The 13,080-nt window shown below is 64.2% G+C and carries 13 protein-coding genes; 11 read left to right on the top strand and 2 right to left on the bottom strand.

The window, feature by feature from the left end; translation table 11 throughout:
- Window positions 1–108 precede the first annotated feature (108 nt).
- Both SM757_RS28505 and SM757_RS28510 read right to left on the bottom strand, forming a co-directional pair.
- Window positions 109–2,421, bottom strand: a complete 2,313-nt coding sequence (locus tag SM757_RS28505; RefSeq protein WP_322467952.1) for a 2OG-Fe(II) oxygenase — start codon at window positions 2,419–2,421, stop codon at window positions 109–111.
- Window positions 2,422–2,681: 260 nt separating this feature from the next.
- The gene (locus SM757_RS28510) at window positions 2,682–2,915 is read right to left on the bottom strand and encodes a hypothetical protein (RefSeq protein ID WP_322467953.1); all 234 of its coding nucleotides are present in this window, start codon (window positions 2,913–2,915) and stop codon (window positions 2,682–2,684) included.
- A 572-nt stretch (window positions 2,916–3,487) separates the two neighbouring features.
- Between SM757_RS28510 and SM757_RS28515 the strand changes: the two genes are divergently transcribed.
- The 11 genes from SM757_RS28515 to SM757_RS28565 all read left to right on the top strand — a co-directional run bounded on the left by SM757_RS28515 (window position 3,488) and on the right by SM757_RS28565 (window position 12,880).
- Window positions 3,488–4,531 carry a beta/alpha barrel domain-containing protein gene (locus tag SM757_RS28515; RefSeq protein ID WP_322467954.1) on the top strand — a complete coding sequence of 348 codons (1,044 nt, stop codon included), beginning with the start codon at window positions 3,488–3,490 and terminating at the stop codon, window positions 4,529–4,531.
- Window positions 4,532–4,621: 90 nt separating this feature from the next.
- Window positions 4,622–5,518 carry a LysR substrate-binding domain-containing protein gene (locus tag SM757_RS28520; RefSeq protein ID WP_322467955.1) on the top strand — a complete coding sequence of 299 codons (897 nt, stop codon included), beginning with the start codon at window positions 4,622–4,624 and terminating at the stop codon, window positions 5,516–5,518.
- Window positions 5,519–5,891: 373 nt separating this feature from the next.
- Window positions 5,892–7,109, top strand: coding sequence for a CaiB/BaiF CoA transferase family protein (locus SM757_RS28525; RefSeq protein WP_322467956.1), 1,218 nt, complete (start codon window positions 5,892–5,894; stop codon window positions 7,107–7,109).
- Window positions 7,106–8,086, top strand: coding sequence for a hydroxymethylglutaryl-CoA lyase (locus SM757_RS28530; protein ID WP_322467957.1), 981 nt, complete (start codon window positions 7,106–7,108; stop codon window positions 8,084–8,086). The genes SM757_RS28525 and SM757_RS28530 overlap by 4 nt, the downstream gene beginning before the upstream one ends.
- A 31-nt stretch (window positions 8,087–8,117) precedes the next feature.
- Window positions 8,118–9,116, top strand: coding sequence for a Bug family tripartite tricarboxylate transporter substrate binding protein (locus SM757_RS28535; protein WP_322467958.1), 999 nt, complete (start codon window positions 8,118–8,120; stop codon window positions 9,114–9,116).
- 25 nt (window positions 9,117–9,141) lie between these two features.
- On the top strand, window positions 9,142–9,294 hold the full coding sequence (locus SM757_RS28540) for a hypothetical protein (protein ID WP_322467959.1): 153 nt from the start codon (window positions 9,142–9,144) through the stop codon (window positions 9,292–9,294).
- Between the two features lie 152 nt (window positions 9,295–9,446).
- Entirely contained in the window at window positions 9,447–10,889 is a 1,443-nt protein-coding gene (leuC, locus tag SM757_RS28545; RefSeq protein ID WP_322467960.1) for a 3-isopropylmalate dehydratase large subunit, read from the top strand.
- Window positions 10,889–11,527: a 3-isopropylmalate dehydratase small subunit gene (leuD, locus tag SM757_RS28550; protein WP_322467961.1), complete on the top strand. Its 639-nt coding sequence runs from the start codon at window positions 10,889–10,891 to the stop codon at window positions 11,525–11,527. Before leuC ends, leuD begins: the two co-directional genes overlap by 1 nt.
- 34 nt (window positions 11,528–11,561) lie before the next feature.
- On the top strand, window positions 11,562–11,684 hold the full coding sequence (locus tag SM757_RS28555) for a hypothetical protein (protein WP_322467962.1): 123 nt from the start codon (window positions 11,562–11,564) through the stop codon (window positions 11,682–11,684).
- Between the two features lie 19 nt (window positions 11,685–11,703).
- Window positions 11,704–11,880, top strand: coding sequence for a CoA transferase (locus tag SM757_RS28560; protein ID WP_407655812.1), 177 nt, complete (start codon window positions 11,704–11,706; stop codon window positions 11,878–11,880).
- 28 nt (window positions 11,881–11,908) lie between these two features.
- Window positions 11,909–12,880 carry a Bug family tripartite tricarboxylate transporter substrate binding protein gene (locus SM757_RS28565; protein ID WP_322467963.1) on the top strand — a complete coding sequence of 324 codons (972 nt, stop codon included), beginning with the start codon at window positions 11,909–11,911 and terminating at the stop codon, window positions 12,878–12,880.
- Window positions 12,881–13,080 lie beyond the last annotated feature (200 nt).

Below are 13,080 nucleotides of genomic sequence, written 5' to 3' on the forward strand. Positions count from 1 at the left end.
ATCCCGTTGAATATCGACGCGTGAAATACAAGAAAACGGGTTGAAGCAGGCAAGGTCCAAATGCATTACTACCGGTGTACGGCACGCCGTCCTACTGAACCGTAAATACTATGCCAGCTGTTCCAGGTCCTGGAGGTCTTCACGGCGCTGCTTTTCCCGTCTTTCGTAGCTGGCCTGGTTTTTGGTGCAGATGAGGCTGTAGGGACTGCCGCGTCGTTGTGTGACGAGGTCCAGGTCGCAGCGGCAGCGCTGCATGGTCGAGGTTACATGGGTCCGGACGGCTTCGGCGGCCTTGAGTGTCCATGATTGCTCGTCTGGGTTTCGCAGGAAACCGGCGAGCTCGCTGCAATGGGCGCACCGGCAGTTGAGCGTGGCGGCCCGGGTCCAGTTGGTCGGCGGCTGCAGCGGCTCGGCCGTGCGTGCGCGAAGGTGCTGCACGCACGCAGCGCGCAACCGTTGCACGCCCGGGGTGTCGCGTATCGTTGCCTGGCTGATCAAGCGCCGGACCGCAGGCAGGATGACGGCATCCAGACCGTAGGTCTTGGGCCAGGCCAGGAGGTGGTCGACGGCCTGCCGAGCCAACGCCGCGTCGATGCGCTCGAGCGCCGTCACGAGATCGACGATGAGATCGGAGCTGACCTCTTGGCGCCGCCACCACGCGTTGGCCGGTGGCTGCGATGCTCGCGTCGGGTCGCCGGGCAGCGCATCTACCAGTGCCCCGGCCGCGGCGACGAGGTCTGGCGCAGGGCGTCCGGGCGGCGGTGCAGCAGCGCCACGGGCGAGCAGGTCCGCGCAGGCGCCGGGATCCTTCGCAGCGCTTGCCCTGACGATGCGCTCGATCAGCACTCCCGCGCGCCGCGGCGCGAGCAGCGCTGCGGCCTCCAGCAGGGCCTTGTTGTCGCTCTTGCCGTAGTCGCTGGCGGTGCTGATATCGGCCAGGAAGGCCTCGATGCGCGCTGCGTCCTTGAGCTGCGCCAGCGTGGCCAGCATCCTGGCAGCAGTGCTGGGCGCCTCGCCGGGGCGGGGCCAATCAGCTCTGTCGGGCCAGGCATCGAGCATGTGCCCGGCGAGCTCATGGGCCTCCTGCCACAGCGGCGAATCGGTGAGGGCGCCGCTGTCCTGCCAGCGCCGGGCCAGTGAGGCGAGCCAGGGCAGGCTCACCGGCAGGCCCGCCTGGCTGATGACCTCCAGCCGCCTCCCCATCGGCCACAGCACCAGGGCGGCGCGTCGGTAGCTGCGCTCGAAGGAAGCGCCTTCGTTGCCGGTGGCCTCCTGGAACACCTGCTCGTCGGGATCCATGTCCTCGAACATGTCCGGCGGACACAGCTCGCCGTCTTCGACGGGAAAAACCCCAAGCTCGGCCGCAGCGCCGTCAGGGCATCGCCAGTCGGAGAGCACCGCGCTGCGGTTGCAGACCTCCACGATCTCGAACTCGTCGTCCCCGTTGTCCCGCCAGGAGCGGCCGCCGTAGCCGCTGTACTCAGCGCTGCCGCTTTCCTCGATGGTCAGCAGCGCCACGTGCAGCTCGCAGCCCGAGCGCTGCGCCGCAGCGGCCAGCACGGCGGCGGCGGCTGCGTCCGCCCCCTTGAGGGCCTGGAAGGACAGCTCCGCCGAGGTGTAGGCATGCTCCAGGGGATAGACCAGCTTCGCCGGGGCTTCGTCATCCGAGCCCCATTCGCCTGCGCCCCAGGCTGCCAGCAGCGCCGCGATGCGCTGCGTCTCGGCCTCGTAGTCGGGAGGCTGGGGCAGCCGGCCTCGCCCCTCGTGCACCAGGTTGTAGACCAGCACCAGGCGACACCCCGAGGTGACGGGCCGCACTTCGTGCACGCAGTCAGCGTAGAAGGCTGCGAACGCCGCCATCGAGGGGTCCGGGCCCTGCAGGTCCAGGCGGACCTCCCGGCCCTTGTGACGCACGACGAGCTCGCCCCCGGTGTGGAGCGACGGCAGCGCGACAACAAGGGTGGCAAACATGCCCGCCGCCTTCTCGGTGTCGCGGTGTTCGATGAAGAAGCTGCCCTCGTCATAGACGAGCAGCTTGTAGAGCTGCGCCGTTGCGGCCGTCGTCACGCCCAGCCCCTCGGCTGCCTTCTCGACGATGGCCTGCAGCGTCCGCGTCCAGAAGGCGCCCTCGATGCGCACGCGCTCGGCACCGATCTGCCAGGTCCGTCGCACCGAGGTGTCGACGAGCGTCTGCGCGCCGCGGCCGTAAGGCGCACGGTCGGCGACGGCGATGAGCGCTTTGGCCTGCACCGGCAGCAGCGGCAGCGCGACTGGGCCGACGCCTTGCACGGTCAGCCGTGGGAGCGCCAGCTCGATCGTTCCTGCGGTGCAGAAGTCGCCCGGCGTGCGCACCGTGCTCAGCAGGGCAGGCAGCTCGTGTGCAATGGACAAGGTCAGCTCCTCCATCCAGGGTGTCGTCATGGCGGCGCACCGGAAATTTGGTGGGGAATGTGACAGTGCACCGGGAAACCGGCAAGTCTGAGCCTGTCTGGCGTGTGTCGCTGGCGCCGGAAGGCAGCACCCGTCATCGCCGCTGCTGAGCTCGGCGTGCCGTGCGGCCCCAGCGCATCCAGCCCTCGCGGCCTGCGCAACGCCGTGCACACGGTGCGGCATTGTCGGCGTGGTGAGGCACAAGCCACCCGACTGTGGCAGCCCCTGGGCCATCGGTCAGAATCGGGTCCTTATGGACACTTGGCCCCCTCCCATGCCGTGCAGGTGGGCCCCTGCGCCACGGCGCGGGCGTGGGCCGCGTCGCCGCGGTGCTCCATGGCGAAGGTCTCGGCCACGTCGGTCCGATGGCGCGAGCGCGCCAGGCGTTGCAGCTGGCGTCGGATGCCACCGAGCACGCCACGCGCCGATGCGCCATCAACCAGAGCATGCGGCTGGTACTGCTCGACCGCAGAGCGCGCCGACATCCCTTCGTGCCAGGCGCGCAGCGCGGCCAGCGCGGCGGTGTCTGGTAGTGCGTCAGCCGCGGCCGTATGGTTGCGCAGTGAGGAAGGCCTAGACCACGATCCGGTGCCGGTGGCCGGCCCGGTGGCCTATGAGTCGCGTCAGCGGTTTAGTCCAAGAAGAGTTATCGGTATAGCTCTGCCGTGACACCGGACTGTGATGCGGCCGGTATTGGTTCGAGGCAGGGTTACGAACGTCAAACCCTTCGTCTTGAGAAGGCTCCGTGCCAAAGGGTCTGCCAGTCCAAGTGGTAACTGCCTGCCTTTTTAGGGGCCATTGAGCCGCAACCATAAATGGCCGAGCCGGAGATCGTCCGTGGCTTGCAGGAGGTTTCCCGCTGCGACTTCCAAGCCCGGTCGTCAGCGATCCTGCAGGCAGCCCAAGCCGTTTCCGGGAAAACCCTTGCTGTCTTTCGCGGATCGCGAAAGCTTGCACCGCCACTCGGTCATTCCGTCCCGATGGCCACATTTCCACAATCCGCCACCCGCTGTGAGAGCCATTCGCAGCAACGCAGGGACGACGCGGATTCCGCCTGATGGAGAGCAGTGATGGCGCATCACGACTACCACACAGCATCGATTCACAGAATCACAGCGAGACCACCGTCGAACAAGGAGCCATCGTGAAGCATGCCCGCGCTGACGCAACGCCAAGACTGCTGCCTGAAAAGATCGAGATCCGCGAGGTTGGCCTTCGTGATGCGCTGCAGTCCCTGCGGCAAGCACTGCCTACCGGGTTGAAGTGCGACTGGATCTTGTTGGCGCATGCTGCTGGGCTGCGCGAGATTGAAGTCGGCGCGTTCGTGTCGCCTACGGAGTTCCCGCAGATGGCTGATACCGCCGAAGTGGTTGCCTTTGCAAAGACTATTGCGGGTTTGAAGGTATCAGTGGTGGTCCACGACATGGACGGTGCGAGGTCCGCCATTGCAGCAGGCGCCGATGTGTTGACCCTTCCCATCTCGGCCAGCGAAATGCATAGCCGCGCCAATGTCGGCAGAACCAGCGCAGAGCTGGTCGAGCAACTGCGTCTCGTTCGAGCCGAGTGTGAAGCGGTGCGCTCTTCATGCTGTATTGAGGCGGTCATCAGTACGGCGTTTGGCTGCGCCCTGCAGGGTGACGTTGACCCTGCGGCAGTGCTGCAAATTGTGGAGTCAGTTGTTGACGCGGGTACCGATGGCATCTCGTTGGGGGACTCGTTCGGGGTCGCAACTCCCAACGCGGTGTACGACTTGTTCCAACGCACACGGGCACTGTTGCCGCAGCACGTGATGCTTGGCGCGCACCTGCACCGTGCTCCGGACAACCGTCTTGGCAACGTGATGGCCGCCGTCGAGGCTGGCGTCACCAGGTTCGATGCATCCCTGGGCGGGATCGGCGGCAGCGCTGTGAGCGCTGGCGTCGTTGGGAACGTTCCTCTCGAAGACGTGGCCACCCTGTTCAACATGATAGGTGTGGAAACAGGCGTCGATGTGAACGCGCTGCTGGACCTGCGCAAGTTCATTGGTGAACAGTCCGATGCGCAAGCGTTGTTCCAAGCCGTTGCCCGAGCCGCAACGCGCAGGCGCGGTGGCCTTTTTTAGGCCGACATGACTTCGCTTGCCTTGCCACGGACACCTGCGCACTTCGGGCTGTTTACGGCAGCTCATGAACACGACATTTCAGAGGCCTGCATGAACCTCCACCGCGTTGACCTCGTCTCGCTGTCCCTATTCAGCCTTGTGGCGAGGTCCGGCAGTATTAGCAAGGGCGCGGCAGTGGCAGCGCTGGCGGTCGGCGCAGCGAGCAAGCGTCTCACTGATCTCGAACATGCCATGGGTACGCCATTGTTCGATCGCCATTCGCGCGGCGTGACGCTGACGCCGGCCGGTCAGGCATTGCAGCGCCATGCGCAGATCATTCTGAGCGCCGTCGACCAGATGGCCGCTGACCTGTCGGACTACGCTTGCGGCCTCACCGGCGTTGTCCGCCTGTGGGCCAACACGTCGGCTGTGACGCAATTTTTGCCCCGGGAAGTATCGGAATTCGTCCAGGCCAATTCCGGCATTCGCATCGAGCTCGAAGAAGGGGACAGCCAGGATGTGGTTCTTGCGGTGCTCGATGGCCGCGCAGACGTCGGCATCTTCGCGGAGCGCACTCCGACCTTGGGCTTGCAGGTGCTGAATTATCACCACGATCGTCTGGTACTCGTCGTGCCTCAAGGGCACCCACTCGCATCAAGCCGTGCAGTCCGCTTCGAAAAAGCCATCGAGTTCGACTTTGTGACGCTGTCGAACGCAACATCGCTGGCCAGGCGGCTGCAGGCTGAAACCGAAGTCCTCGGGCGCAAGCTCAAGAACCGCATTCAGGTTCGCAGCTTCGATGCTATGTGTCAGATGGTGGCTGCCGGCATGGGGATCGCTGTATTGCCCGAAGCATCCGTGCGACCCATGCTGCGCGCGATGAATCTGCGTCAAATTACGTTGGACGAGCCGTGGTCGGACCGTACGTTGCTGATAGGCATTCGTGACGTGAGCGCGCTGCCGCGTCACGTGCGGGTCTTCATCGACCACCTCGTCGGCAGTGGTTGACGTACGGCGCGAACAAGGCAAGGGACAACCCTCATTCGCTTTCGCCACCCACGAAAGCTAGCGCCGCCTCTGTGTCATTCCCTGCGCGGCCTAGGCCTTTGACAATGCCCCATGCGCTGCAGGAGGCTTTCTGCAGCATCGATCCAGGGACACAGTTCGCATCGGAAGGAAATGGACGATGCCAGACATCGATACAGCGCCATAACAGGTTGCGCGAGCATCTGGAAAGATGCCGCATGCGGCTTACGTGCAGGAAATTGCCTCACCAACGAGGTTCCCTGGTTTTCATCAGCAAGGCATCCAGGTGCCTGTGACAGGCGTGCACGTCGCCGGTTGTTTGATGGACCACGCAGACATACCGAAAGGAAGCAGCATGGACAGCAGCGAATCCGAGACGAGAACGCAAGGCGCATTGGACGGCGTGCGCGTGATCGAGATGGGGCAGCTCATTGCCGGCCCGTTTGCCGGCAAGACGCTGGCGGAGTTCGGTGCCGAGGTGATCAAGATCGAGGCACCGGGCAGCGGCGACCCGCTACGCAATTGGCGTCTCATCAAGGATGGCACTTCCGCATGGTGGCAGGTCCAGTCGCGCAACAAGCGCTCCATTGCACTGGACCTGCGCAGCAAGGAAGGGCAGGAGATCGCACGTCGGCTCATTGCTGAGGCGGACGTTCTGATCGAGAACTTTCGACCGGGCACCCTCGAAGGCTGGGGCATGTCGTACGAGGCACTGAGCGAACTCAATCCCAGCCTCATCATGCTGCGCATCTCCGGCTACGGGCAGACCGGCCCGTACCGCGACCTGCCGGGCTTCGGCTCCATTGGCGAGGCCATGGGGGGCTTGCGCCACCTCACCGGCGAGCCGAGCCGCGTGCCGGTGCGCTGCGGCATCTCCATCGGCGACACGCTGGCGGCGCTGCACGGCACCATCGGCATCCTCATGGCGCTCTACCACCGCCAGGCGCATGGCGGTAAGGGCCAGGTCATCGACGTGGCGCTGCACGAGGCGGTGTTCAACGTGATGGAAAGCCTCATTCCCGAGTACAGCGCTTTCGGCGCGGTGCGCGAGGCCGCCGGCAGCGCGCTGCCCGGGATCGCCCCGTCCAACGCCTACCGGTGCAGCGACGGCTACGTGCTGGTGGCGGGCAACGGCGACAGCATCTTCAAGCGCTTGATGTCGGTCATCGATCGCGACGACCTGGGCAACGACCCGGCGCTGGCCGACAACGCCGGGCGCGTGAAACGCGTGGACGAGATCGACGCCGCCATCGAGGCTTGGACGCATACGCGCACCGTGGCCGAGGTGATGGAGGTGCTCAACGGCGCGCGCGTGCCGGTGGGCAAGGTCTACACCGCCAAAGACATCGCCGAGGACCCGCACTACCGTGCGCGCGACATGATTCTCACGCAGCGCACGCGTGATGGCTTCGATATCGAAGTGCCCGGCGTGGTGCCCAAGCTGCTCGGTACGCCCGGGAGCCTGAGAACGCCAGCGCCAAGGCTTGGTGACGACACGGACGCAGTGCTGCGCGACGTTGGCTTGAGCGAAGAACAGATCCAGGCTTTGCGTGAAAGGAAGGTGATTGCATGAAATCCCACAATGTTTGGAGCGGTACCAATCGACGCATTTACATGCAGGAAGTTGGGACTCGCGATGGACTGCAGGCCGAGCAGGCCTTTGTGCCCACCGAGGAAAAGATTGCATTGGTCAATGCGCTGTCGCATGCCGGCATGGCCAAGATCGAGGTCACGGCTTTCGTGTCGCCCAAGGCCATTCCGGCGCTGCGCGATGCCGAGCAGGTGCTGCGCGAGATTGAGCGCGTACTCGGCGTGGTTTACAGCGCGCTGGTGCCCAACGTCCGCGGTGCTGAGCGGGCAATCGATGCACGAGCCGGCGAGTTCAACCTGGTGATGTCGGCCAGTGAAAGCCACAACCTGTCCAACCTGAGAATGACTCAGCAGCAGTCATTCACGGCGCTGTCTGACGTGACCGCGGTGGCCCGGCAGGAAAAGGTCGCCGTGAACGTCTCTCTGTCATGCGCGTTTGGCTGCCCGATGGAAGGCGATGTGCCCGATGCCGTGGTGCTTGACTGGTGTGCCCGCTTCGTTGACGAGCTCGGTGCCAATGGCGTGACGCTGTGCGATACGACCGGCATGGCGCACCCAGGGCAGGCAGCGACGTTGACGCAGATGTTTCGCGAGCGATGGCCTGGTACCGAGCTGACCCTGCATTTCCACAACACGCGTGGCATGGGTCTGGCCAACGTGTTGGCAGCCATTGACGCCGGAGCGGACCGCTTCGACGCCTCGCTGGGCGGCATCGGAGGCTGCCCATACGCGCCAGGAGCAAGCGGCAACGTATGCAGCGAGGAAATCGTGCATGCGTTGGAGTCGATGGGCTACGACACCGGTGTGGACCTGGCGCAGCTGATCGAGTCTTCAAAGAGGCTGCCTGCGCTGATCGGCCATGACGTCCCCAGCCAGATTGTCAAGGCGGGTCGTCGACTCGACTTACATGCTCGGCCAGCCGACTTCGACGCCATTCGACAACGGGCGCTGGCGCGCTGACTCACGAAGCGAAATTTCAAAGGAGACAAGCATGAAAGTCGCATTCCGAACCGTTTCACGTCGCGCTGTCTGTTTGCTCGCTGGTCTGGGATGTGTTGCAGGCCTGAGCCCAGCCCTTGCGCAAGATGCCTCGTATCCGTCGAAGCCCATCACGCTCCTCGTTCCCACGTCCCCGGGCGGCACGACCGATATCGCCGGTCGAATGCTGGCCGAGCCTTTGGGCAAGGCTCTGGGCCAGTCGATCGTCGTCGACAACCGCGGAGGTGCAAGCGGAGGCATTGCGGCGCAAGCGGTCAAGCGCGCGCCGGCCGACGGCTATACGCTGCTGATGCAGTACTCCGGGTACCACGTGATCACGCCACACGTGAGCAAGCAGCCTGCGCAGTGGGATGCCAAGGACTTCCAGCCCGTGGCCAACGTGTTGAGCGCGCCGCAGGTAATCGTTGTGCGCGAAGGGCTACCCGTGAAGACACTGGCCGAGCTCGTGGCCTATGCAAAGAAGAACCCGGGCAAGGTGACCTATGCTTCATCGGGCAACGGCTCGCTGCAGCACGTGACCGGCGCCATGCTGGAACAGCAAGCCGGGATTCAGTTGACCCATGTCCCCTACAAGGGCACGGGACCGGCCTTGCAGGATCTGCTTGGCGGACAAGTTGACCTGACCTTCGGTACGCCGCCACCGTACATGCCGTTCATCCAGTCTGGAAAACTGCGGGCCTTGGCTGTGACAGGCAAGACAAGGGTGACCTCGCTGCCCAACGTTCCCACGACTGCCGAGGCCGGCATGCCCAAGCTGGATGCCACCTCCTGGTTTGGCGTGTTTGCACCTGCCAAGACCCCACAGCCGATCATCGACAAGCTCAGCGCCGCAATCAGCAAGGTACTTGCATCGCCAGAGTTCAAACAAAAGGCAGCTGAACAGGGTGCGTCGGCCGACTACATGGCACCACAGCAGTTCACCAGCTTTACCCAAGCCGAGCTGGTCCGCTGGCAACAGGTGGTGAAGAGCACCGGAATCCAGGCCGATTGATGCAGCGCTGCATGCGCAGCAACGCATGCCGTTGTGTTTCAACCTGCCGGGCATGGCCGCCAAGCGCCGCGCGCTGCTGCGCGCCGAGTGCATAGTCGGAGTCAAGGCCAGCGCCCTCATGACTGGCCGGCAACGAGAGCGGCGGGCGCTCGCCCTTGCGCTGGACGTCTTTCTGTGAAGCGTAGGGCCTGGTCGTTCAACCACGACATCCTGCGTCGGAGCGTCAAAACAAGCCTGCGACCCGAACGGCGTTCGCCGCCTTGCCGGTAGCGGAGCCCTTCATCGATGCGCCCTCGTGCGTGTCCGCTGAACTCGACCAAGGAGACATGTATGACCTTGCAACCACACAGCAGCCAGCCCCGCACCTTGTTCGACAAGCTGTGGCAGCGCCACGTTATCGACGAGACGGAGGATGGCGAAACTCTGCTGTACATCGATCGCCATCTCGTCTACGAGGTGACGAGCCCGCAGGCCTTCGAAGGGCTGCGTCTCGCAGGCCGCCAGCCGTGGCGGCGCGAGACGGTGCTGGCATCAGTTGATCACAACGTGCCCACCAGGCTGGCCGAGCGCGCAAGCGTCGACAGCATCGCCGACCCTCTGTCACGCATGCAGGTGCGGCAACTCGACATCAACTGCCGCGAGTTCGGCATCACCGAGTTCGGCATCAGCAGTCGGCGCCAAGGCATCATCCACGTTGTCGGTCCTGAGCAGGGTGCGACGCTGCCCGGGATGACTGTCGTCGCTGGCGATTCGCATACCAGCACGCATGGCGCGTTCGCAGCACTGGCCTTTGGAGTTGGCACCTCCGATGTCGAGCATGTGCTGGCCACCCAATGCCTGGCGATGCGCCGGATGCAGCCGATGCTGATCCAGGTCGACGGCGAACTGCCCACCGGCGTCACGGCGAAGGACCTGATCCTGGCGATCATCGGCCGCATCGGTACTGCCGGCGCCACCGGCTGCGCAATCGAATTCGCCGGTAACGCGATCCGCGCGTTGTCGATGGAAGGTCGGATGACCGTCTGCAACATGGCGATCGAGGCGGGCGCTCGCGTCGGCCTGATCGCCGCCGACGACAAGACGATCGACTACCTGCGCGATCGGCCTTTCGCGCCGCATGGCGCGCAGTGGGATGCGGCGGTCGGGTACTGGCGCACGCTGCACAGCGATCCGGGGGCGCGCTTCGAGCGTACGCTGACAATTGACGCCGCGACGCTGCGACCGATGGTCACCTGGGGCACGTCGCCCGAGATGGTCGTGCCGGCCGACGGCTGCGTGCCGGATCCGTCGCTTGAGGTCGATCCGGTGCGCCGCGCCGGCATGGTCCGGGCCCTGGAGTACATGGGGCTCGAAGCTGGCACGCCGATCGCCGAAATCCGGCCCGACAAGGTATTCATCGGCTCGTGCACGAACGCGCGGATCGAGGACCTGCGCGCCGCGGCCGCGATCGTCGACGGCCGCCACATCGCGCCGACCATCCGGCAGGCGCTGGTCGTGCCGGGCTCCGGTCTCGTGAAGGCGCAGGCCGAGGCCGAAGGGCTGAACCGGATCTTTATTGCCGCCGGCTTTGAATGGCGCGAGGCGGGCTGCTCGATGTGCCTTGGCATGAACGACGACCGGCTCGGCCCGGGCGAGCGCTGCGCGTCGACGTCGAACCGCAATTTCGAGGGCCGCCAGGGGCCGGGCGGGCGCAGCCACCTGGTCAGTCCGGTGATGGCGGCAGCTGCCGCGATCACCGGCCACTTCATCGACATTGCAAGCGAGGCCCCCTGATGCAACCGTTCACCGAACTCACCGCACTGGTCGTGGCTCTTGACCGTGCGAACGTTGACACCGATGCCATCATTCCGAAGCAGTTCATGAAGTCGATCCGCCGTACCGGCTTCGGCGACAACCTGTTCGACGAATGGCGCTACCTTGACCACGGCGAGCCCGGTCAAGACGTGTCGAAGAGGCCGCGCAACCCCGACTTCCCGCTGAACCAACCACGCTATGCCGGCGCGCAAATTCTGCTGACGCGCGAAAACTTCGGCTGCGGTTCGAGCCGCGAGCATGCACCGTGGGCGCTGCGCGACTTCGGCATCCGGGCGCTGATCGCGCCGAGTTTTGCCGACATTTTTCACGGCAACTGCTTCAAGAATGGCATGTTGCCAATCGTGCTTGAGGCCGATGTTGTGGACCGGCTGTTCCGGCTGGTTGACGCAACTCCCGGGCTGCAACTGCACATCGATTTGCCGTCACAGACCGTGACGCCAGCCGGTGGTGCGCCGATTCCATTCACGATCGACCCGGGGCGCAAGCACCGGCTGCTGCATGGCCTGGACGACATCGCGCTGACGCTGCAGCGCACCGATCGCATCCGCGCCTACGAGGCCTCGCGACGTTTGACCGAGCCCTGGCTCTTTCCCTGAACGTTTTCGTCCGCTACCCCACAGGAGACAACCCGTGAAGCTCGAGCTCGGATGTGAGCCCTCCAAGCCAACGACCAAGCAGTTTGCGGCGATGTTCCGCAACGACTTGCCGGAGTGGGCACGCATGGTCAAGGACTGCCATGCCAGTGTCGATTGAAACAGCCTCGGAGGACACCATGCTGCATCTCCAAGCCCTGCAGGGCCTGAAAGTAATCGAGATGGGCCAGCCGATCGCCGGCCCCTTTGCCGGCAAGACACTGGCCGACTGCTTCGCCAAGGTCATCGAGAACGAGCCACCGGTCAGCGGCGACCTGCTGCGCAACGGGCGTCTGATACCCGGGATGCTCGCCTAAACCTCAACCACACACACAGGAGACGTTCATGAATTCCAACCAGCGTACCGCCTTGACGCTAGCCTTGCTGTCCGTCCTGGCCGCTCCTGTCATAGCCGCTGACAAGTACCCGACCAAATCAGTCACTGTCTTGGTACCGCAGGCCGCAGGCGGAGCCAACGATGCAATTGCGCGGATCGTGGCACAAAAGCTCAGTGAGACCACCGGCCAGCAGTTCATCGTTGACAACCGGCCTGGCGCCGGCGGCAACATCGGTACCGCATCCGTCGCAAGGTCAAAGCCAGATGGCTACACATTGCTGCTAACTGCCGACAGTACGTACGTCATCAATCCATCTCTCTACAAGCAACCAGGCTTCAATCCCCTCAAGGACTTCGAGTCGATCGCGACTGTGGCCACCTCGGGCTATGTCCTGGTCGCGAACAACCAGTTCGCGCCCAAGACCGTTAGCGATCTGATCGCTGCTGCCAAGGCTCAGCCAGGAAAGATCGCCATTGCCTCGGCTGGCAACGGCACGATTAATCACTTGTTCGGTGAGATGTTGAGCAAGGCGGCGGGCATCGAAATGATGCACGTGCCCTACAAGGGGGCGTCGGCTGCGGTGACGGACCTCGTAGGGGGCCAAGTGCAAGTGTCAGTGCAGAGCTTGCCTTCGTCGCTACCCTTCATCAAGGGCGGAAAACTCAAGGTGTTGGGTGTGGTCAACGAGAAGCGCATCTCCGCACTGCCTGACGTACCGACCGTTGGAGAGACGGTCAAGGGGCTGGGCTACACGCCCTGGTATGGCCTCTTTGCACCAGCTGGCACGCCCAAGGCCATCATCGCGCAGTTGCAGACTGACGTCGCCAGGGTACTGGACTCGGCAGATGTTCGCGAGAAGCTGGCCAGCGTGGGGGCCGAACCCTACAAGACCAGTCCCGAGCAGTTCGGATCAATGATCAAGAGCGAACTGCCGAGGTGGGCCCAGATCGTCAAGGACGCCAACGTGACGCTCGACTGAGGAAACGGGGGAAAGGTCGAGACCAGCATCGACAGCACACACCTCATTCATTGCGTGGACCCCATGGTGGCCTGAATCCGATATTGCAGGAGTTATTGAGCCGGCAGTAATGTTCTTGAAATCTTGCCGCGTCATGATTACCGCGGTGATGAAGGCAATGGACATGAGGTCGCTGTCGCGCGAGGCGCGACACGAGAGGT

This window comes from Azohydromonas lata (assembly GCF_034427735.1).
Lineage (GTDB): Bacteria > Pseudomonadota > Gammaproteobacteria > Burkholderiales > Burkholderiaceae_C > Azohydromonas > Azohydromonas lata.